Raw genomic sequence first — 18,337 nt, 5'->3', positions numbered from 1 at the left:
CGTCCGTACCGCCGTCGGGCACGATCGGGCGGTACACAGCACCCTCACACGTCATCACCTGTGCGTACTCTTCAGGATCGGTCATGCCCGATATGTACCGCTCCCGGCTGCCCGCGAACGCCAGGGGGAGCGGGGATACCCCCGGGCGGCCTAGGCACCCCGGGCCTCGTACGGCGAAGCCGCTCCCGGCGCGACCCGTTGCCTGTCAGTGGTCCCGCGTAGTGTCGTGAGCGACGGGACGAGCGACATCTGCGGGGAGGACGGCAGTTCATGACCGGCTACGGGGGCGGCAGCGGGCAGGGGACGGACGCGACGGCAGGCGCCGGGTGGCGTCGCTGGGACGCGGCGGCGCTGCCGCCCGCTCTGACACATGAGCCGAGTCGGCGGTTCCTGGTGGCGCACGGGCTGCCCGAGGAGGCCGCCGACCTCCAGTTCACGGCCGCGCGCGACGGGCAGCTGAAGCCGCTGCGGGGCGACGGGGCGATCGGCGAGAAGGGCACGGCGACCGCCGCGGGCGACAGCGCCCCGAGCACCCTTCTCCTGCTCGGGGACGACTACTACTGCGAGGCGCAGCTTGCGCTCGACGGCGCGAGCGGCAGGGTGTATCTCCTGGCGGAGGAGCACGACGGGTGGCGCGGCGACCTCCTGGCGTCCGGAGTCCCCGAACTGGCCGGGCTGATAAGGGAGATCGAGGCCGTCTCGGCCCCGCCGCGCGGCAGCGACCCGTACGGAGGGCGCCGCGGGCCGGCGGTCATCGCCGAGGTGCGCCGGCACGCCGAGGAGCGGATGCGGCGGATCGACCCCGAGCTGTTCGCCGGGCCGACCCCGCCCGCCCACTGGCCGACGTCGCTGCTGGTCCGCACCCTGCACTGGGGCACGAAGCGGGGCGCTCCCGGTGAGCTCGCCTACGTCCTCACTCCCGAACTCGTCGCGCAGATCGACGTCGACGGCCAGGTCCGCCGCTACACCCCTGACGAGCTGCCGCCCCAGCTCACCCACGAGCCGACCCGCCGTCTGCTCACCGAGATCGGACTGCCCTGCGACGCCGGCTTCTTCACACCGCATGACGGGCCGCTGCGCACGATGGCCGAGGCCCATCCCGACGAGTACGACGCACCGGCGGCCGAGCCGGGCGACGACCACCCCGGCACCGATCAGGACGATCAGCCGAGTCGCGACTACCAGCGGAACTTCCTCGCACTGGGCTGGTGGCCGCACGACCTCGTCATAGCCCTGGACGGTGCCACCGGCCGTGTGGAACTCCCCGACTGGTACGACGACGGCGATCCCGCGGCGTATCTCCACCGCGACGTGTCGGCCCTGCTCCACGCCTGCTGGACGTACGGGCAGTTGCGTGCGGAATGGGAGCGATGGGACCTGGGAGCCGGTGGAGAGCCCGGCGAGTGGGCGGTGTTCACCCCGCAGTCCCTCCTGGCGAATGTGGTCGACGACATGGTCCGGGACGTCGATCCGGAGGCGTTCGCCACCTCCCGGCACTCGTGGCGGCTACTGGCGGAGGACGACTACACCGGCGGGCTCCTCTGCTAGAAGCGTTGGCAATCGAAAACCATACCCGGCTGTCGGTTATGCCTCCGGGTGACTGATACTCACCCACGGCACCTCTATCGACAGCAAGGAGTGCATACCCATGTCCCGAGTAGTTCTGGTGACCGGCGGGTCCCGCGGTATCGGCCTGGCCATCGCCGAACACCAGCTGGCCCTGGGCAACAAGGTCGCCATCACGCACCTGACCACCGAAGCGCCGAAGCTCCCCGGCCTCCTGCCGATCCGGTGCGATGTGACCAGAACCGATGAGGTCGATCGCGCGTTCACACAGATCGAGCAGGAGCTGGGGGAGGTGGACGTCCTGGTCGCGAGTGCGGGCGTCATCGCCAACAACCTCCTTGAGGAGATGACCGATGAGCAGTGGGACCGGGTCATCGAGGTCAATCTGACCGGCACGATGAAGGTCTCCCGGCGCGCCTGCCGGAGCATGAAGGAGCGGCGTGCGGGCCGCATCATCGTGATGTCGTCCGCCCTGGCCCTGGCCGGCGGCGCCACGCAGACCAACTACGCGGCCTCCAAGGCGGGGCAGTTGGGCTTTGCCAGGGGGCTGGCCGAGGAGGTCGCGGAGTACGGCGTCACCGTGAACGTCATCTGCCCGGGGCCCACCGATACGCCCATGTACCGGTCTCTGCCGGAGGAGTTCCAGCGGCAGCTCGTCGCCCGGACCCGCACCAAGTGCCTGATCCAGCCCGCCGAGGTCGCCGCGGTCGTGAACTTCCTGACCTTGCCCGAGGCCAAGTCCATAACCGGTCACATCATGGAGGTGGACGGCGGAGGGTCCTGGGGGCACTGAGCCCTGGGGGCTGCGGCGTCCGTGGTTTCCCCTTCCGCGCGGGCGGCCGTCACGGCGCACGGTGCCGGGGCGGGAAGTCGCCGAACCGCGGTGTGCCGGGCTCCAGGGGCAGCCGGGTGGCGCGCGCGGTGAAGCTGATGGCGTGGTACCAGCCGCACAGCATCAGCAGGTCCAGCAGCTGTTCGGTGCCGAACTCGGCGGTGAGCCTGCTCCACAGCGCGTCGTCGATGTCGTGGCGGGTGTGCAGCGCGTCGGCCGCGTCGATGAGCAGCCGGTCGCGATCGGCCGTCCAGCAGGGGTCGGCGCTCGTCCCGTGGGTGAGGGAGGCGATCTGCTCCGCGGTCAGTCCCGCGCGGGATGCGAAGCGGGCGATGTGCACGCTCCACTCGTACTCGCAGCCGCACCGGGCGCAGGTGCGGTCGATGACGATCTCCCGGTCCCGCAGGCCGAGGCTGAGCCGGCGGCCGAGCTCGTAGGAGCCCCAGGTGTGCAGGGCCTCGGCCAGCGGCAGGTGGTGTGCATAGGTGCGGAAGAGGGCGAGCGGCTCCTCTCCGTTCGGCATCATCCGGCCCAGCACGGCCGCGACGTCAGCGGGATGGGGCGGAGCGACCGGAGCGATACGTGCCGTCGTCATGGAGTCGTCCTCATGTCTGCTTCGTTTTTAGAAGCGCCTGGCGAGAGGGTAGTGTTTCTCAAACCGAAGCGCCATCCTGTGCGGAGACGAACGACAGGCATCATGGGCGCAGCATCGGCCCCTCGGTCAGGGAATCGCAGGGCCTGCACCGCTGCTCCGAACGCTGGGCCGCCGAACCCGACCGGGCGCCCGCGCCGCCCGGAGCCACTCCGGCCTCGCCCTGGGTGTCCCAACTCCCGGCGCCGGCACGGGTCCTGGCGGGCGGCGCGCCGGACCCTGCGCATCGGGGGGCCGATGCACCGGGGGTGACGCACGCAGGGAAGCGGGCATCTGGGGCCTCGCGACGGTCGGGCTGCGCACTGTCCGTACGGATTCCAGGACATCGGTGGCGGGGCGCGGGATCCAGTCGGCGGTGGACCCGCATCCGCTCGACGGACACGCACCCCTCCCGACGGATGTCGCACGCCCCACCCGGCTCGCACGAACGGCCCCGGTTCCCCTCGGCACAGTCACTTTCCTCTAGGTACCTACTGTCCCGGCGGTGTTAGCGTCCGTGCGTCGCGGTGGGGCCGTCCCGCCCAGCCGCCGGCGCTCTGGCCCGATGGGGCGCCAACAGCCAGGTATTTTCCGGTATTTCAGGGGAGTTCATCATGATCGTAGTGACCGGGGCGACCGGCAATGTGGGTCGATCGCTGGTGCAGGCCCTCGCCGTGGCAGGGGAGAAGGTGACGGCGGTGTCCCGCGGGGTCTCCGGGGACGCCGTGCCGGAGGGGGTCCTCCACCGGAGGGCGGACCTGACCGACCCGGAGAGCCTGCGGCCCGTTCTCGACGGCGCCGATGCGCTGTTCCTCCACGACGGCGGGGGCAGCGGCCGTCCGTTCGGCCCGCGGGACGTCCTCGATGTCGTACGCGCCTGCGGAGTGGGGCGCATCGTGCTGCTGTCGTCCCAGGGGGTCGTCACCCGACCCGAGTCCGCCTCCCATGGGGGCGTGGCCCGGTCCAGGGAGGACGCCGTCCGGCAATCCGGCGCGGACTGGACGATCCTGCGGCCCGGTGGCTTCGACTCGAACGCCTACGCCTGGGCCGAGTCGGTCCGCGCCCGGCGTGCCGTGGCCGCCCCGTTCGGCGATATCGGTCTGCCCACCGTCGACCCGGCCGACATCGCCGAGGTCGCCGCCGCGGCGCTGCGCGACGGCGGCCATGCCGGACGTGCCTACGAACTGACCGGGCCGGAACTCGTCACGCCGCGGCAGCAAGCCGCATCGCTCGGCGAGGCACTCGGCGAACCGATCCGGTTCATCGAGCAGACGCAGGACGAGGCGCGGGCGCAGATGCTGCGGTTCATGCCCGAGCCGGTGGCCGAGACCACCCTCGACATCCTGGGCAGGCCCACCCCCGCCGAGCAGCGGATCAGCCCCGACATCGAGCGGGTCCTCGGTCGCGCTCCCCGCACCTTCGCCGACTGGGCCCGTCGCCACATCGCCGCCTTCCGGTAGGACAGACAGTGCAAGGGCAATGAGGGGTACCGGCGGCGGCCCGGCGCCCACCGTCCTCGTCCTGCCGATCACCTAGACTCGGCGGATGGCGAAGTACTTCGACGTCCACCCCGAGAACCCGCAGCGGCGCACCATCAGCACGGTGGCCGAGAGCATCCGATCCGGCGCGCTCATCGCGTATCCGACGGACTCCTGTTTCGCGCTGGGATGCCAGCTGGGCAGCCGCGACGGCATCGACCGGATCCGGTCGATCCGGAACCTCGACGACCGTCACCACTTCACTCTCGTCTGCCGGAACTTCGCGCAGCTGGGCCAGTTCGTGCACATCGACAACGATGTGTTCCGCGCGATCAAGGCGGCGACTCCCGGTCGCTACACCTTCATCCTGCCCGCCACGAAGGAAGTGCCGCGCCAGCTGCTGCACGCGAAGAAGAAGACGGTCGGTGTCCGGATTCCGGACCATGCCGTTGCCCAGGCACTACTCGCCGAACTCGACGAGCCGCTGCTCTCCAGCACCCTGCTGCTGCCGGACGAGAAGGAGCCGCTGACGCAGGGCTGGGAGATCAAGGAGCGGCTCGACCATGTGATCGACGCAGTGCTCGACTCCGGCGACTGCGGCACCGAGCCGACCACGGTCGTCGACTTCTCGGGCGGCGAGGTCGAGATCGTACGCCGTGGGGCGGGGGACACGTCGCGGTTCGAGTAGCGGGCGGACGGTTCGCGCAGGGCCCGGAATCGGGACGAGATCGGGACGACGGGGCGGCGGGAAGGGGGCGGACGGTGGCGGCGCGGGTGTTCACCGGGCAGAGGTGGCAGGGGCGGCGGGCTCAACCGGTGGAGCCGGAACGGGTGTTGGGGAGCGGACGAGTCCTTGGAGGCGGCGTCCGGCCGATCGCCGCGGGCTTCCTGCTGGCCGTCCATCTCGGCGCCGCCGGTGCGCTCGTCGTGGCGCAGGCGCAGCCGGCTGCCGCGAGCGGGCGCGCCCCGGCTCCGGTGACGGCTTCGGCCGCGAGCGTGAGGATCACCGAGGGGCAGGTGGGCGAGGTCGGCCCTGGTGGCACCATCGTCTACCCCGGCGTGACCAGCTGTCTGACGGTGACCGTCCGGCTTCAGGACGGTGGGAAGATCGGCGCGCACGCCAGCCTGTTCCAGGTGCCGGGTGAGTACCGGTCGGACCGGATCCTGGCCGCCGTCGAGCAGCGGATCGGGTCGCGCGCGGTGCGTGCCGTGGAGGTGCGGGGCGCCGTCGGGGCGTGGGACCCGAGCTACTTCGGCAAGGCGATCGAGAGTTACCCGGAGGGCGCGCAGGTGCCCGTACCGGCCGGGCCGGATCCCGAGGGTCTGGCCAGGGCGGTGGCGGACGGACTCGGGCAGCCGCCGGCGAAGGTGACGGTCCGGGATCTGCCCGACGGGGACCAGACGGTCGCATGAGCCGCGACGGGGCAGCGCAGCGGATTGCGCCCCCCGGTGGCCGGCGCGGACGCGCGGCCCCTACCCGCTGGACGCGCACGGGATCTCGGCGCTGCCGGCCCGCTACGAGTTCGGTGACTCCCGCCTGTGCCGTGTCGCCCTGGACCAGGAGTTCGGAGCGCGGGCCGCACCACGGCGGCTCGCCCGGCTCGTGATCGACGCCCGCGTGGCGGGGTAGGGCCCCGCAGAGGCCCTACCCGCGGTCGTCAGTCGATCACCAGCTCGCCCATCGCGTTCCAGCCGGTGGCGCCCTCGATGGTGGTGCTCACGATGTCGGGCGTACGGCGCAGCAGTGGGCGCATCTGCTCCAGCGCCGCGCGGAAGTGGTCGGAGTTCACATGCGCTTCGGCGGCATCGTCCTTGAACGCCTCGACCAGCACGTAGGTGTTCGGGTCCTCAAGGCTGCGGGACCACTCGAACCACAGGTTGCCCGGCTCGTCACGGGTGGCCTGCGTGAAAGCGCCGACCTTTGCGGGCCACTCCTCGACGTGTTCGGGCTTCACGGGAAACTTCACAACGATAAAGATCATCCGGGTACTGTAAATGATTTGCCGCTTCTCGCGCATTTTGCCCCTTGAGTGCGGGTCCGCGGGTGCGGTCGGTGGCTTCCGGGCCGCCGGGCGGTTGCCTGCCGGAGTGGATGCGGCGTCAGAGCCCTAACCGTTCCTTGCCCTTCCGTAAACTTCCCTGTTGATGTGGAAGATAGGGAAGGTTAAGGTACTTCCGTGAATGATCGTTTCTACTCCGTGGAGCAGGTCGCGGAACGCCTGGGACTGCATGTCCGCACCATCCGCTCCTACGTGCGGGACGGGCGGCTCGCGGCGGTGCGCATCGGCAAGCAGTACCGGATCGCGCACCAGGACCTGGAGGCGTTCACCGGCCGTCCGGTGCCCGCGCCGCCGGATGACGTGGACGGGCGGCAGCTGCACACCGAGGTGTCGAGCATCGTGGAGGTCGACGCGGTCGACGCCGAGACGGCCCACCGTCTGACCACCCTCCTGATGGGTTCGGCCGCCAACCGCCGTGCGGAGGACGGGTCGTTGCGGATCCAGACGGTCTACGACGAGGAGCGGGCCCGGCTGAAGGTCGTGGTCCTGGGCAGCCTGGCGGACACGGCCCGGCTGTTCGCGTATATGGAGGGGGTACTCGCGTCATGAGCGCGATCTACAAGTCCGAAGCCGGAGCCGCCGAGATCCAGCGGCGCTATCAGGAGGCGCTCCGCGCCTGGCCGGTCCCTGCCGAGCAGGTGCGGGTGCCGACCCGTGAGGGCGAGACCTTCGTCGTCGTCTCCGGGCCGAAGGAGGCACCGCCCGTGGTGCTGCTGCACGGTTCGGGGGCGAATGCGACGATGTGGCTGGGCGATGTCGCTTCCTGGGCGCGGCATTTCCGTACGTATGCCGTCGACCTCGTCGGCGAGCCGGGCCTGAGCGCGCCGTCCCGCCCGGCCTTGGCGTCCGACGGCGCTGCGCGGTGGCTGGACGATGTGCTGGCGGGGCTGGGGATCACCGGTGCCGCGTTCGTGGGGATCTCCCTCGGTGGCTGGATGGCCCTGGACTACGCCACCCGCCGACCGGAGCGGGTGACGCGGCTGGCCCTGCTGTGCCCCGGCGGCCTGGGGAAGCAGACGATGGGGTGGATGGTCAGGGCCGCGCTGCTGCGCCCGTTCGGACGCTGGGGGATGCGTCGGTCGGTGCGCCTCGCCACGGGCCTGGAGGGGCCGGAGCTGCGGTCCGTCCTCGACCAAGTGGTGGGTGTCTTCCGGCAGTTCAAGCCGCGAACGGAGCGGCTGCCGGTGTTCTCCGACGAGGCGTTGCGCGGCCTTGCGATGCCCTTGCTGGTGACGGTCGGTGGCCGCGATGCGATGTTCGACTCCGAGGAGACCGCGCGGCGGGTGCGCCGGGAAGTCCCGCACGCGACCGTGAACCTGCTGCCGGAGGCCGGGCACGCGATCTTCGGGCAGACGGAGTCGGTGCTGGCGTTCCTCCGCGGATGACCGGCCGGGCGCCACTTGCCGGGTCGGCCGCCGAGGATGGCCGGTCCACGCCGTCGCCTGCCGGGACGGTCATCATGATCACGTACGCTGCGCAGGTCAGACAGAGGGGACTTGGGGGGCAGTACGGTCATGTCCGCATCGCCGCAGCACGCGCCGGCCGCGCAAGGGCCGCACCTTCGCGAGCCGGACCGGATGCACAGCCTGCTCGACGCGGTGATGAGCCTGGGACGGGGGCTCGAACTGCCGCAGGTGCTCCGCGGGATCGTGGAGGCGGCGGTGACCCTCGCCGACGCGGAGTACGGGGCGCTCGGCGTCGTCGATGACGGGCAGCTGTCGCGGTTTCTGCCCGTGGGCATGTCCGACGAGCTCATCGCGCAGATCGGCCGGACACCGTGCGGCCGGGGCATCCTCGGCGAGCTCATCCGCCACCCCGTACCGCTGCGGCTCGACGACCTGACCACGCACCCGCGCAGTTACGGATTTCCGGCCCACCATCCGCCCATGCGCACCTTCCTCGGGGTGCCGGTCCGGGTCCGTGACGAGGTGTTCGGCAACCTCTACCTCACCGAGAAGCGGGGCGGCGGCTCGTTCGACGCGGACGACGAGGCGGTGCTGACCACGCTCTCCATCGCGGCAGGGGTGGCGATCGACAACGCCCGTATGTACCACGAGAGTCGGCGCCGGGAGCGGTGGCTGGAGGCGCTCGGTGAGATCACCCGCAGCCTGCTGTCCGGCACCGGGGCGGACGAGGTGTTGCAGCTGATCGCCGAGCGGGCGCTGGAGGTGGCCGGCGCCGACTGCGCGGCCGTGCTGCTGCCGGAGGACCCGTCCGCGGACGATCTGACGGTGGCGGTGGCCCGGGGCGCCGGCGCGAGCCGGATCGCCGGGCTGCGGGTGCCGGCCGGCGGTTCGCTGCCCGGTATGGCCGTGCGCAGCGGCCGGCCGGTGGTCACCGCCGATCTGCGCACCGACCCGCGCGCCCACCCGCTCGGCTCGGGTACCGAGACCGAGGAGGAGTACGGGCCCGCCATCGCCGTCCCGTTGCAGATCGACACCGGATGCGGGGCGCTGCGGCTGAGCCGGCTGGCGGGCCGGCCGGCGTTCGACGACACCGAGGTCCGGCTGCTGTCGGGCTTCGCCGATCAGGCCGTGATCGCTCTCGAACTCGCCCGCCGGCGTGCCGAGTCGGAGGATCTGGCGGTGCTTCATGACCGCGACCGGATAGCCCGGGACCTGCACGATCTGGCCATTCAGCGGCTGTTCGCCACCGGTATCACGCTCCAGAGCGCGACCCGGCTCATCGAGCGGCCCGAGGCGGCCGAACGGGTCGGGCGGGCGGTGAACGACCTGGACACCACCATCAAGATCATCCGGTCCACCATCTTCGGACTGCGCACCACAGGGGACGGCAAGGAGGGCCGGAGCCTGCGCCGGGACCTGACCGATGCCGTGCAGCAGGCCGCCCCGTCCCTCGGCTTCGCCCCCGCGCTGCGTATCGACGGGCCGGTGGACAGCGCCGTGCCGGACGAACTGGCCCAGCACGTGGTGGCGGTCGCCGCGGAAGCCCTCAGCAATGCCGCCCGGCACGCCCGCGCCCGGCGCCTCGACGTGGAGCTGACCGCGAGGGACGAGGTGACGCTGACGGTGACGGACGACGGGGTGGGAGTGGGGACCGCACCGCATACCGGCGGTCTGGCCAACATGCGGGCCCGGGCCGAGATGCACGGCGGAGGGCTCGCCGTGGAGTCGCCCGCCGGCGGCGGCACCCGGATCGTGTGGGGCGTACCGCTGCCCGCCTGAACCCGCGGGACCGGCCGGTCAGTCGCGCGCTTCCCGGAGCCGTTCGGCGACCATCGCGGCCTGCACCCGTCGGCCCACCCCCAGTTTGGACAGGATGGACGAGACCCGGTTCTTGACGGTCTTCTCCGCGAGGAACAGCCGGTCAGCGATCTGACGGTTGGTCAGCCCTTCGCCGATCAGGTCCAGCACCTCGCGTTCGCGCGACGAGAGCCGGTCGAGTTCGGACGGCGTCGCCTCGGGGGCCGGGCCCGGACCGCGCAGCCGCGCCATCACCCGGGTCGCGGTGCGCGGATCCAGCGTGGACCCGCCCGCCGCGAGGGTGCGGACCGCCTGCACCAGCTCCGAGCCGTTGATCTGCTTGAGCACATAGCCGGCCGCCCCCGCCATGATGGCGTCGAACAGCGCCTCGTCGTCATCGAAGGACGTCAGCATCAGGCAGGCCAGCTCCGGCATCCGGGCCCGTAACTCCCGGCAGACCTCGATGCCTTCGTGGTCGCCGTCGGGCCCGCCGGTGCCGCCGAGTCGTACGTCCAGGATCGCCACCTGCGGCCGGGCGGCCGGCACCCGGGCGAGTGCCTGCCGGCCGTCGCCCGCTTCGCCCACGACCTCGATGTCCCCCTCCGCTTCGAGGAGGTCCCGTACGCCGCGGCGCACGACTTCGTGATCGTCGAGGATGAAGACGCGCAGCGGCGTGGTCGGGACGGGAGGTGCGGGGGGCTGGTTCATCACTGCTCGCTCTGCGGTTCCTTGGCTGCGCTCTCCGGCGCCGGGGACGTCCGGGGGCCGGTCCTTGACGGGACCTCAGTATCTCCGGGTCCGGTGGGACACCGGGAGCGGGCCGGGCCCCCAGGAGCAGGGTCCTACCAGGCGACCGGGCGGCAAAAGGGCCGAACGGCCCTGGGGGGCGGGGCCCTTCGGGCACGCAGGTGCGTTGCCATACTGACCACCCCTTTCCCCGGAGGGGCCGCACCGCTGCGGTATCGCACCGGCCGCCCGCCGCCCTGTCAGGAGGTCCGCTCCATGCAATCGTTCCCGGCCACCGTCGGCGACGAGTACCACGCCCTGCTCGCCCGGCACGACGCGATGCGGCTGCGGCGGGAGATCCTCGGCCCCGGACGGGCCCCGCGGCCCCGATCGGCGGCGGCCTCCTATGATGGCGCGGCCGACCAGCGGCTGATCACGCAGTACCTCGACCTGGTGACGCCCTTCGGGGACCTCATCGGCCACCTCTACGAGGAGATGTTCGCCCGGTGGCCCTACCTGCGGTCGCTGTTCCCCGCATCGATGGACTTCCAGCGCGCTCACCTGGCGCGGGCCTTCTGGTACCTGATCGAGAATCTGCACCGGCCGGACGAGATGGCCGCGTACTTCCGCCAACTCGGCCACGACCACCGCAAGCTCGGGGTGCGGCCGGTGCACTACGAGGCGTTCGAGGCCGCACTCTGCGCGGCGCTGCGACGCACCGCCGGACCCCGCTGGGCCGAGGCCGTGGAGCAGGCGTGGGTGCGGATGCTGCGCTTCGCCGTCGCGTCCATGGTCGAGGGCGCCGACGCCGCCCTGGCCGAACCTCCTTGCTGGCAAGGGACAGTGACGGAACATCAGTTATGCGTCTCGGACCTCGCCGTGCTGCGGGTGCGGATGCACGAGCCCTACCCGTACCGGGCCGGGCAGTACGCGGCGGTCGAGTCCCCGCTGATGCCCCAGGCGTGGCGGCAGTACTCCCTCGCCTGCGCGCCGCGGCCCGACCACGAAGTGGAGTTCCACGTCCGGCAGACCGGCAGCGGCGGGGTGAGCGAGTCCCTGGTGTCGCGCACCCGCGTCGGCGGCACACTCCGGCTGGGCCCCGCGCGCGGCACGATGACCCTCGACGACGCGGACTTCTCGGGTGACCTGCTGATGGTCGCGGGCGGCACGGGATGGGCCCCGATCAAGGCGCTCCTGGAGGAGCGGGCCGGCCGCCGCGCGGGCGGTGGCCGCCCCGTGCAACCAGCAGGTCGGGTACACCTCTTCATCGGCGCCCGCAGCCGGGCCGAGCTGTACGGCGCCGAGGCGCTCTCCCGGCTGTCGATGCGGCACCGGTGGCTGCGGGTGGTCCGGGTCCTCGACGAGGACCGCGCCCCGAGCGCCTACGGTCCGCTGGCCGAGGCGGTGGCCCGCGGCGGCGCGTGGACCGGCTACCGCGCCTTCGTCAGCGGCCCGGCCGCCATGGTGGGGGCCGCGGTGGCGCGGCTGACCGCGGCCGGCATGCCGGCCGGGCGGATCCACCACGACCCGGTGCCCGAGGTCTTCGCCCCGGCGGACGACCGTACGGCGGCGGCCTCGGCGGCGGGCGCCTGCGACGCGACGGGGAGCACGCGATGACGGATCCGGCGGACCGGCAGACCACCGAGGACCGGCGAGCGGCCTGGGCGGACGCCGAGGCGTCGCGCCGCAGCACCGAACTGGACCGCGAGGAGGCGCTGCGGCTGCTGGGCAGCGTGCCACTGGGCAGGATCGTCTTCACCCAGGACGCACTGCCGGCCATCCGCCCGGTGAACCACCTCCTGCACCACGGCGAGGTCATCATCCGTACCCACGAGGGCGCGGCCCTGGCGACGGCACTGACCCGGCAGCCGGACGGTGCGGGCATCGTCGTCGCCTACGAGGCCGACGTCATCGACCCCGCCACGCACTGCGGTTGGAGCGTCGTGGTCACCGGCTACTGCCACCTCGTCACGGATCCTGACGACTTGGCGCACTACCAGGCGTTGCTCCATCCCTGGACGGACCACCGGATGGAATACGCGCTGCGCATCCGCCCCGACCTGGTCACCGGGCTGCGGCTCTCCTGGGGGGAGGGAACAGGGGGAGCCGCACGATGACACGGTGGCCGGGAGGTGACGGCTCGTCCGGAACGGGGTTGCGCGGTCAGTGCAGGATCTTCTCCTTGGCCCGGCTGAATTCCTCGTCGGAGATATCGCCCCTGGCGCGGATTTCGGAGAGCTTGGCGAGCTGGTCCACTTCGCTCACGCCGGCGGCTTCGGCCCCGCGGCCCGCAGCCTCGCGGATATACCGCTCGAACTCGTCCCGCACTGCCTGTGCGTGCTGCGCTTCGCGCCGGCCCAGCTCGTGGCCCCGGACGCAGACGTAGATGAAGACGCCGACGAAGGGCAGCACCAGCACGAGGAGCAGCCATCCGGTCTTGGCCCAGCCGCTCATGGTGTCGTCGCGGAAGATGTCGGCGACGATCCGGAAGAGCAGGATGACCCACATCACCCACAGGAAGACCCACATCGCCGTCCAGAACGCCCCGAGAACCGGGTAGTCGTAGGCCAGATTCACGTAACCGACCATTGCGCTCTCCTGTCCGTACCGTGATGGTTACCAGGTGTGTGCCGTTGCGGTCTCCGGCATGGCGCCCCGCGCCTCATGGGGCACCACCCGGTGCGGGTGGTGCGGCGGCGGGCGGGGCGCGCGTCCCGGCGGCGGCGAGGATGCCGAGGAGGATCAGGGCGAGGACGACGATGCCCAGGGCCAGCGCCACCACCCCCGGGGTGGGGAGGTTCCACAGGAACAGGGCGAGCGCACCGGCGGCGATGACCACGCCCGTGGTCCACCGGCGGTGGGCGTCCAGCCAGCGGCCGAACGCTCCGGTGTCCAGCCCGGCGCGGGCCAGGGCGCGGCCGGCCGATCCGGTGCCGCGGGCGCTCGCCGTGCGGAGGAACCGGGCGCCGCGCCCCGGGCCGTAGAGGTAGCCGGCCAGCGCGGTGATCACCGCGACGACGAGAACGGTGCGGGTGCTCAGGCGCAGGAAGCGCACCAGGGTGTCGTAGATCGCGGCGGCGGCGTTCCGCGGGAGCGTGGTGGGCGGCACGGAGTCCAGGTAGACCTGGCGCGCCACGGCGAGGCCGATGAGCAGCGCGACCATCATGATGCCGATGCCGATCGCCGCCGTCATCAGGGTGACGCGGTGAGCGGGGGCGGCCCGGACCGCGAGGGCGGCGAGCGCGATCGTCGAGACGGGCAGCCAGTTGCCGACGATGTCGAGCAGCCGCATGGCACTCTGCGCCTTGTTCAGTTGGCTGACCTGGAGCAGCGGGATCGTCCTGTCGATATCGGGGATCTTCGCGGCGGCCCGGTAGCCGTGGTCGGCCAGCCGCTGCTTGACGTGGTCCACGACGGTGCCGATGTTCAGGACGATGGTGTCGCCCTTGGCCTGGAGGGCGCGGTTCCCCTCGCCGGTGAGGACGTTCACGACGTTCTCGTGGGCGACGCGGTTGGCGCTCCGCCACACGTCACGGAACTGGTCGCTCTTCACCACCTTCGCGACGATGGTGTGGACGGCGCTGGTCAGGGCGTTCTTGAGCGGCTCGGTCAGAGCCTGGGAATGGTCGACCACCAGGGGCGGGGCACCGGCGCGATCGAGGGCCCTGGCGAGCGAGGCGGTGAGGGCCGGCACGTCGACGGCGTTGACCACCCTGTTGGTCAGGCGGTCGGTCAGCGCGTTCTGCACGGCGGGTTCGGAGGCGAGCGGCGCGACCGTCTCCACGTATCGGCCGGTGTCCGTCACCTCGTTGTTGAGCCACGTCGCCACCACCGCGAGCGGTGCGAGCAGGAAGGCCAGGATGAGGAGTATCGAGGCGCTCGCGTAGCGCAGCCGGCGGCGGTGCACCGACGCGGCGCCGCGCAGCCGCTCGTACTCCTCGCGTTCGGCGGCGTTCAGGGGGCGGTCGTCGCGAGGGGAGTGGTGGTCACCGGAGCCGGTGGACGCATCCATCGTTCCTCCCTGTACGAGGACCGGGTCCGAGGCGCCGGTACGCCGCCCCGGGGTGCGCCGCCCCAGGACCCCTCCGTTCCAGCGTGGCAGGGGCGGCAGACGGCCGCCATGCGGGGGCTGCGCCCGCCCGCCACCGCTACGCCGGGTCACCCGCAGCCACGGCCGGTGACGCCGGGCCACCCCAAGTGACCTGCCTGCCGCGGCGAGTGACCCCGTCCGAGGCCGATCGCCGCGCTGCGGCCTCGTACCGCCACGGGACTCGGTGCCGGACCGCGGCCCCGTTTCTGACGCACCGTCAGGACGATCGCGGTCCCGCCCGGATCCGGTCCCCGCCCGAGTCGCCGGGCGTGCCCAGGATCGCCAGCATGGAAGAAGCAGCACGGCCACACGGAAGACACGACAAGGAGGGAGCGGCAGACGGCGGCACCGTTCTGCTGCCCGTCCGAGGAGGTGCAGCGCGATGAATCTGCCCATACGGCACCGGCCGGGGAGCCTGCTGGAGCACGGGCTCCGCTGGCCCGAGCCGATGGCGGCCGAGTTCGAGGAACTGTTTGACCGGATGAGCCGGTTCCTCCAGTCGGCCTCCATCACACCGTCCCTGACCGAGGCGATGTCCTGGGCCCCGCCGGCCGACCTGCACGAGACCGACGGGGCGTACCTGGTCGAATGCGAACTGCCCGGCATACAGCGCAAGGACGTCGACGTCACGGTCGGCGAGCACGAGGTCTCCATCTCCGGAGAGCTGAAGGAGCAGGAACGGGAAGGCGTACCGCGGCGCCGTGGCCGCCCCACCGGCAAGTTCGAGTACCGGGCGCTGCTGCCGGTGGACGTGAAGTCCGAAGACGTCACCGCGTCGCTCACCGACGGCGTCCTCACCGTCACGATCCCGAAGGCGCAGCCCGCCAAGCCGCGGCACATCGAGATACAGGGCTGAACCACCCGGCGGCGAACGGCGGGTGCGCCCCGGATCCCGCCGTACCGCCGCCGCCCGCCGACCCGTGTTCCGTACCCACGGGATACGGGAGCACGAGCTCACACAGGGGCACGAGGGGACGGAACCCGATGGGACGCAAGAAGACGGCGCGACGGAAGAAGCCGGCGCGGCGGCAGCACCCACGGACGCCGGCCGCGCACGAGCAGTGCGCGGACACGGCCCAGGGGGACGGCGGCTGCCCGGGGGCGCGGCTGCCCCTGCACCACGGTGCGAAGCGGCCCGTCCACACCATCCGGGTGCGCCGGCTCTTCGGCTGACACCGCGTCCGCCGAGGGGAGTTCGGGCCCCGGTCGCCGGGCGGGGCCGGGGCGCGCAGCATGGAACCGTACCCATGCAGCCGTTTCGCGGAGGTGACCGCGATGAACATGCCCGTGCGACGCCGGCCCGGCAGCCTGCTGGAGCGCGCCCTGCCATCCCTGCAATGGGGCGAGCCCATCGCCTCGGAGTTCGACGACCTGTACGAGCGGATGAGCCATCTGCTGGAGACCGCGGGCGGTATCCCCGCACTGAGCGAACGGACCCACTGGGCGCCGCTCGCGGACATGCACGAAACCGATGACGCCTATGTCATCGAGGCCGAACTGCCCGGGGTGGAGCGGGACGGCATCGACGTCGAGATCACCAACCGGGAACTGCGCATCAGCGGCGAGTACAAGGCGTGCGGGCGCCAGGGTGTGCTGCGCCGGAGCACTCGCCGGACCGGCCGGTTCGAGCACCGCTCGACGCTCCCGGTCGATGTGCGGACCGATGACGTCACGGCGAACCTGAACGACGGTGTGCTGACGGTGACCATCCCCAAGGCCCAGGCCGCGACACCGCGGCACATCGACATCACCACCTGACACCGGGCGGTGCCGCTCGTACCGGGGCGAGCGCCCTATGACGCCCGCCCCGGTCGCGGAGGACCGTCCGCGTATCTGTCATCGTCGGCCCGCCGGCACGGCGGCGCCAGGTCCGGACGGGGCGGACAGGTAGGGCCGTCCGGACCTCCCGCCGAAACCGGCGGCGAGCGAGAATCGCAGTGAGGCCCCCGCGAGGGGCGGCCTCCCTTCCTGAGCTGGGAAGTGACGTTCGATGCTGTACTGGCACCACCACGGTGGAGGCGGCTTGGGCTGGATCGCCGCCTCTGTCGGCTTGATCCTTTTCTGGGCGCTGGTCGTCACGGTCGGCATCCTGGTCTTCCGCGCCCTCGCCCGCCCGGGAAGGCACGGCGGCGAGCCGCCCGGCTGGCACATGGGTCCGCAGCCGACCGCCGGCCCCACGGCGGAGCAGATCCTCGCCGAGCGCTACGCCCGAGGCGAGATCGAGGACGAGGAGTACCAGCGGCGCCTGGCCATGCTGCGCGCCTCGAAGCAAGGGCCGGCGCCACCGTGACTCCGTACGGGTTCCGGCGGGCACCCGGCGGGCCGCTACCGCCGGCCCGTCCGGGGCCCGACCGGCGCACCAGCGGCCCGGGAAGGCGGCACCGATGACTCCATGGCGGGTACGCGACCTGGAGGAGAGCGACCTCGACCAAGTGGTGCGCATCTGGGAGGAGTCGCGCGACACGGAGGCCGAACCGGCGGTGTGCCTGGCGGAGGCGGTGAGCGCACTGCACACCGATGCGCCCGCCATCGTGGCCGTGGTGGGGGACCAGGTCGTCGGCGCCGTGGTGTCCGTCGTGGCGCAGGAGCACGCCTGGGTGCTGCTGCTGGCCATCGGCCGCCCATGGCGTGGGCACGGCATCGGCTCGGCGTTGCTGGCCGCCCTGGAGGGCCGTCTGGTACGGACCGGCGTGCGCCGTATCGGGGCGCTGCTGCCGGAGGGGGAGGTGGGGGAGCGGGCGTTCAGGAACTCCGGTTACGCGAGCCGGCCGGGTCTGCGCTACTTCGAGAAGCCGCTGACCGCGGATTCCGCCGAGGCCACCATGCTCGACCAGCTCGGCGGTACGGTGCCGGACAGCGGGCTGTGGGAGGGCATCGCCGGGATGACCTCGGAGAAGACGCTGATCGAGCGCCGGCTGGTGCTGCCGCTGGAGAACCCCGAGGTCGCGGAGCACTATCAGCTCGTGCCGCCCCGTGCCGTGGTGCTCTTCGGGCCGCCGGGCACCGGCAAGACCACCTTCGCGCGGGGGGTCGCCTCCCGGCTGCGCTGGCCGTTCATCGAGGTGTTCCCGTACCAACTCGCCGACGAGGCACACGGCGTGGCGGCGGCGCTGCGGCGGCTGTTCGCGCGCGTCGAGCATCTGGACCGGGTGGTGCTGTTCTTCGACGAGGCGGAGGAGATCGCCTCGGAGCGGCACGATCCGACGACCCTGGCGCACCGGGTGACCAATGAACTCCTCAAGCTCATCCCGCAGTTCCGGCGCGGCGACCACCGGCTGCTGATCTGCGCGACCAACGCGGTCCGGTCGCTCGACCCGGCTTTTCTGCGGCCGGGACGCTTCGACTACCTCATCCCGGTGGGCCCGCCGGACGCCGACGCCCGACGGGCCATCTGGACGCGCTACATCGGACCGGACCGGGTGGCCGGGATCGAACTCGAAGCGCTCGTCGAGGCCAGCGACCGCTTCACCCCCGCCGACATCGAGTACGCGGCCCGCACCGCCGCGCAGAGCGCCTTCGAACGGCACCTGGCATCCGGTCCGCAAGAGGCCGCGGACCCCGTGCAGTTGACCGGCGACTATCTCCAGGCCATCGCGCACACCCGTACCTCCCTGACCGAGGACGACATCCGCGCCTTCGACCACGACCTCAGGGCCGCGGCCCGCGTCTGAGGCCCGGACGCCGCGGTGACCACCCCCCATCGCGGCTGACGGGTGCCCGGCGCGGGCTGCCGCTCCACCCTCGTACAGCG

20 protein-coding genes are annotated in these 18,337 nt (G+C 72.0%); 15 read left to right on the top strand and 5 right to left on the bottom strand.

All coding sequences use genetic code 11. The features are described from left to right. The first annotated feature begins 270 nt into the window (after positions 1 to 270). Positions 271 to 1,548 carry an SUKH-4 family immunity protein gene (locus tag IEZ17_RS21420; RefSeq protein ID WP_189302538.1) on the top strand — a complete coding sequence of 426 codons (1,278 nt, stop codon included), beginning with the start codon at positions 271 to 273 and terminating at the stop codon, positions 1,546 to 1,548. A 100-nt stretch (positions 1,549 to 1,648) separates the two neighbouring features. Next, positions 1,649 to 2,359 (top strand): SDR family NAD(P)-dependent oxidoreductase, encoded by a 711-nt coding sequence (locus tag IEZ17_RS21415; RefSeq protein ID WP_189302535.1) that lies wholly within the window; start codon positions 1,649 to 1,651, stop codon positions 2,357 to 2,359. A gap of 49 nt (positions 2,360 to 2,408) precedes the next feature. Here IEZ17_RS21415 and IEZ17_RS21410 read toward each other — a convergent pair whose 3' ends face one another. Then, positions 2,409 to 2,993 (bottom strand): carboxymuconolactone decarboxylase family protein, encoded by a 585-nt coding sequence (locus tag IEZ17_RS21410; RefSeq protein ID WP_229852473.1) that lies wholly within the window; start codon positions 2,991 to 2,993, stop codon positions 2,409 to 2,411. Positions 2,994 to 3,643: 650 nt separating this feature from the next. Here IEZ17_RS21410 and IEZ17_RS21405 point away from each other — a divergent pair. The 3 genes from IEZ17_RS21405 to IEZ17_RS21395 all read left to right on the top strand — a co-directional run bounded on the left by IEZ17_RS21405 (position 3,644) and on the right by IEZ17_RS21395 (position 5,920). Continuing rightward, positions 3,644 to 4,489 carry an NAD(P)H-binding protein gene (locus tag IEZ17_RS21405; protein WP_189302533.1) on the top strand — a complete coding sequence of 282 codons (846 nt, stop codon included), beginning with the start codon at positions 3,644 to 3,646 and terminating at the stop codon, positions 4,487 to 4,489. A gap of 85 nt (positions 4,490 to 4,574) precedes the next feature. Then, the gene (locus IEZ17_RS21400; RefSeq protein WP_189302531.1) at positions 4,575 to 5,195 is read left to right on the top strand and encodes an L-threonylcarbamoyladenylate synthase; all 621 of its coding nucleotides are present in this window, start codon (positions 4,575 to 4,577) and stop codon (positions 5,193 to 5,195) included. A 146-nt stretch (positions 5,196 to 5,341) separates the two neighbouring features. Next, complete coding sequence (locus tag IEZ17_RS21395) at positions 5,342 to 5,920, top strand: hypothetical protein (protein ID WP_373299884.1); 579 nt, start codon at positions 5,342 to 5,344, stop codon at positions 5,918 to 5,920. A gap of 245 nt (positions 5,921 to 6,165) precedes the next feature. On the opposite strand, the gene IEZ17_RS21390 is transcribed toward IEZ17_RS21395, so the two are convergent. After that, on the bottom strand, positions 6,166 to 6,489 hold the full coding sequence (locus tag IEZ17_RS21390) for a putative quinol monooxygenase (protein WP_189302529.1): 324 nt from the start codon (positions 6,487 to 6,489) through the stop codon (positions 6,166 to 6,168). A 195-nt stretch (positions 6,490 to 6,684) separates the two neighbouring features. Between IEZ17_RS21390 and IEZ17_RS21385 the strand changes: the two genes are divergently transcribed. From IEZ17_RS21385 to IEZ17_RS21375, 3 genes are all read left to right on the top strand, one after another. After that, positions 6,685 to 7,116: a helix-turn-helix domain-containing protein gene (locus IEZ17_RS21385; RefSeq protein ID WP_189302527.1), complete on the top strand. Its 432-nt coding sequence runs from the start codon at positions 6,685 to 6,687 to the stop codon at positions 7,114 to 7,116. Continuing rightward, entirely contained in the window at positions 7,113 to 7,952 is an 840-nt protein-coding gene (locus IEZ17_RS21380) for an alpha/beta fold hydrolase (protein ID WP_189302525.1), read from the top strand. Before IEZ17_RS21385 ends, IEZ17_RS21380 begins: the two co-directional genes overlap by 4 nt. Positions 7,953 to 8,144: 192 nt before the next feature. Next, on the top strand, positions 8,145 to 9,752 hold the full coding sequence (locus IEZ17_RS21375; RefSeq protein WP_189302671.1) for a GAF domain-containing sensor histidine kinase: 1,608 nt from the start codon (positions 8,145 to 8,147) through the stop codon (positions 9,750 to 9,752). Positions 9,753 to 9,770: 18 nt separating this feature from the next. On the opposite strand, the gene IEZ17_RS21370 is transcribed toward IEZ17_RS21375, so the two are convergent. Then, the gene (locus IEZ17_RS21370; RefSeq protein ID WP_189302523.1) at positions 9,771 to 10,478 is read right to left on the bottom strand and encodes a response regulator transcription factor; all 708 of its coding nucleotides are present in this window, start codon (positions 10,476 to 10,478) and stop codon (positions 9,771 to 9,773) included. A gap of 294 nt (positions 10,479 to 10,772) precedes the next feature. On the opposite strand from IEZ17_RS21370, the gene IEZ17_RS21365 reads away from it, so the two are divergent. Further along, the gene (locus IEZ17_RS21365; protein WP_189302521.1) at positions 10,773 to 12,113 is read left to right on the top strand and encodes a globin domain-containing protein; all 1,341 of its coding nucleotides are present in this window, start codon (positions 10,773 to 10,775) and stop codon (positions 12,111 to 12,113) included. After that, positions 12,110 to 12,613, top strand: a complete 504-nt coding sequence (locus IEZ17_RS21360; protein ID WP_189302520.1) for a pyridoxamine 5'-phosphate oxidase family protein — start codon at positions 12,110 to 12,112, stop codon at positions 12,611 to 12,613. The genes IEZ17_RS21365 and IEZ17_RS21360 overlap by 4 nt, the downstream gene beginning before the upstream one ends. A 46-nt stretch (positions 12,614 to 12,659) precedes the next feature. Here the strand turns inward: IEZ17_RS21360 and IEZ17_RS21355 are convergent, their stop codons facing one another. Then, a complete protein-coding gene (locus tag IEZ17_RS21355) occupies positions 12,660 to 13,085 on the bottom strand; it encodes an SHOCT domain-containing protein (RefSeq protein WP_189302518.1) in 426 nt (141 codons plus the stop codon). A 73-nt stretch (positions 13,086 to 13,158) separates the two neighbouring features. Then, positions 13,159 to 14,508: a hypothetical protein gene (locus IEZ17_RS21350; protein ID WP_189302516.1), complete on the bottom strand. Its 1,350-nt coding sequence runs from the start codon at positions 14,506 to 14,508 to the stop codon at positions 13,159 to 13,161. A 460-nt stretch (positions 14,509 to 14,968) separates the two neighbouring features. Between IEZ17_RS21350 and IEZ17_RS21345 the strand changes: the two genes are divergently transcribed. From IEZ17_RS21345 to IEZ17_RS21325, 5 genes are all read left to right on the top strand, one after another. Beyond that, positions 14,969 to 15,442 (top strand): Hsp20/alpha crystallin family protein, encoded by a 474-nt coding sequence (locus IEZ17_RS21345; protein WP_189302514.1) that lies wholly within the window; start codon positions 14,969 to 14,971, stop codon positions 15,440 to 15,442. Positions 15,443 to 15,570: 128 nt separating this feature from the next. Then, positions 15,571 to 15,759, top strand: a complete 189-nt coding sequence (locus IEZ17_RS21340; RefSeq protein ID WP_189302512.1) for a hypothetical protein — start codon at positions 15,571 to 15,573, stop codon at positions 15,757 to 15,759. Between the two features lie 102 nt (positions 15,760 to 15,861). After that, the gene (locus tag IEZ17_RS21335) at positions 15,862 to 16,344 is read left to right on the top strand and encodes an Hsp20/alpha crystallin family protein (RefSeq protein WP_189302510.1); all 483 of its coding nucleotides are present in this window, start codon (positions 15,862 to 15,864) and stop codon (positions 16,342 to 16,344) included. 232 nt (positions 16,345 to 16,576) lie between these two features. Further along, positions 16,577 to 16,876, top strand: coding sequence for an SHOCT domain-containing protein (locus tag IEZ17_RS21330; protein WP_189302508.1), 300 nt, complete (start codon positions 16,577 to 16,579; stop codon positions 16,874 to 16,876). A 94-nt stretch (positions 16,877 to 16,970) separates the two neighbouring features. After that, complete coding sequence (locus IEZ17_RS21325; RefSeq protein ID WP_189302506.1) at positions 16,971 to 18,257, top strand: ATP-binding protein; 1,287 nt, start codon at positions 16,971 to 16,973, stop codon at positions 18,255 to 18,257. Positions 18,258 to 18,337 lie beyond the last annotated feature (80 nt).

Origin of the sequence: Streptomyces albospinus (assembly GCF_014648695.1) — a bacterium.
Classification (GTDB): domain Bacteria; phylum Actinomycetota; class Actinomycetes; order Streptomycetales; family Streptomycetaceae; genus Streptomyces; species Streptomyces albospinus.
Note: the sequence above shows the minus strand (reverse complement) of the source record. Positions and strands in the feature narration are given on the sequence as shown.

Excerpts from the sequence above, each read along its gene's own strand:
- IEZ17_RS21420 (WP_189302538.1), top strand. The coding sequence starts at position 271 with ATGACCGGCTACGGGGGCGGCAGCGGGCAGGGGACGGACGCGACGGCA.
- IEZ17_RS21415 (WP_189302535.1), top strand. The coding sequence starts at position 1,649 with ATGTCCCGAGTAGTTCTGGTGACCGGCGGGTCCCGCGGTATCGGCCTG.
- IEZ17_RS21410 (WP_229852473.1), bottom strand. The coding sequence starts at position 2,993 with ATGACGACGGCACGTATCGCTCCGGTCGCTCCGCCCCATCCCGCTGAC.
- IEZ17_RS21405 (WP_189302533.1), top strand. The coding sequence starts at position 3,644 with ATGATCGTAGTGACCGGGGCGACCGGCAATGTGGGTCGATCGCTGGTG.
- IEZ17_RS21400 (WP_189302531.1), top strand. The coding sequence starts at position 4,575 with ATGGCGAAGTACTTCGACGTCCACCCCGAGAACCCGCAGCGGCGCACC.
- IEZ17_RS21390 (WP_189302529.1), bottom strand. The coding sequence starts at position 6,489 with ATGATCTTTATCGTTGTGAAGTTTCCCGTGAAGCCCGAACACGTCGAG.
- IEZ17_RS21380 (WP_189302525.1), top strand. The coding sequence starts at position 7,113 with ATGAGCGCGATCTACAAGTCCGAAGCCGGAGCCGCCGAGATCCAGCGG.
- IEZ17_RS21375 (WP_189302671.1), top strand. The coding sequence starts at position 8,145 with ATGCACAGCCTGCTCGACGCGGTGATGAGCCTGGGACGGGGGCTCGAA.
- IEZ17_RS21370 (WP_189302523.1), bottom strand. The coding sequence starts at position 10,478 with ATGAACCAGCCCCCCGCACCTCCCGTCCCGACCACGCCGCTGCGCGTC.
- IEZ17_RS21365 (WP_189302521.1), top strand. The coding sequence starts at position 10,773 with ATGCAATCGTTCCCGGCCACCGTCGGCGACGAGTACCACGCCCTGCTC.
- IEZ17_RS21360 (WP_189302520.1), top strand. The coding sequence starts at position 12,110 with ATGACGGATCCGGCGGACCGGCAGACCACCGAGGACCGGCGAGCGGCC.
- IEZ17_RS21355 (WP_189302518.1), bottom strand. The coding sequence starts at position 13,085 with ATGGTCGGTTACGTGAATCTGGCCTACGACTACCCGGTTCTCGGGGCG.
- IEZ17_RS21350 (WP_189302516.1), bottom strand. The coding sequence starts at position 14,508 with ATGGATGCGTCCACCGGCTCCGGTGACCACCACTCCCCTCGCGACGAC.
- IEZ17_RS21345 (WP_189302514.1), top strand. The coding sequence starts at position 14,969 with ATGAATCTGCCCATACGGCACCGGCCGGGGAGCCTGCTGGAGCACGGG.
- IEZ17_RS21340 (WP_189302512.1), top strand. The coding sequence starts at position 15,571 with ATGGGACGCAAGAAGACGGCGCGACGGAAGAAGCCGGCGCGGCGGCAG.
- IEZ17_RS21335 (WP_189302510.1), top strand. The coding sequence starts at position 15,862 with ATGAACATGCCCGTGCGACGCCGGCCCGGCAGCCTGCTGGAGCGCGCC.
- IEZ17_RS21330 (WP_189302508.1), top strand. The coding sequence starts at position 16,577 with ATGCTGTACTGGCACCACCACGGTGGAGGCGGCTTGGGCTGGATCGCC.
- IEZ17_RS21325 (WP_189302506.1), top strand. The coding sequence starts at position 16,971 with ATGACTCCATGGCGGGTACGCGACCTGGAGGAGAGCGACCTCGACCAA.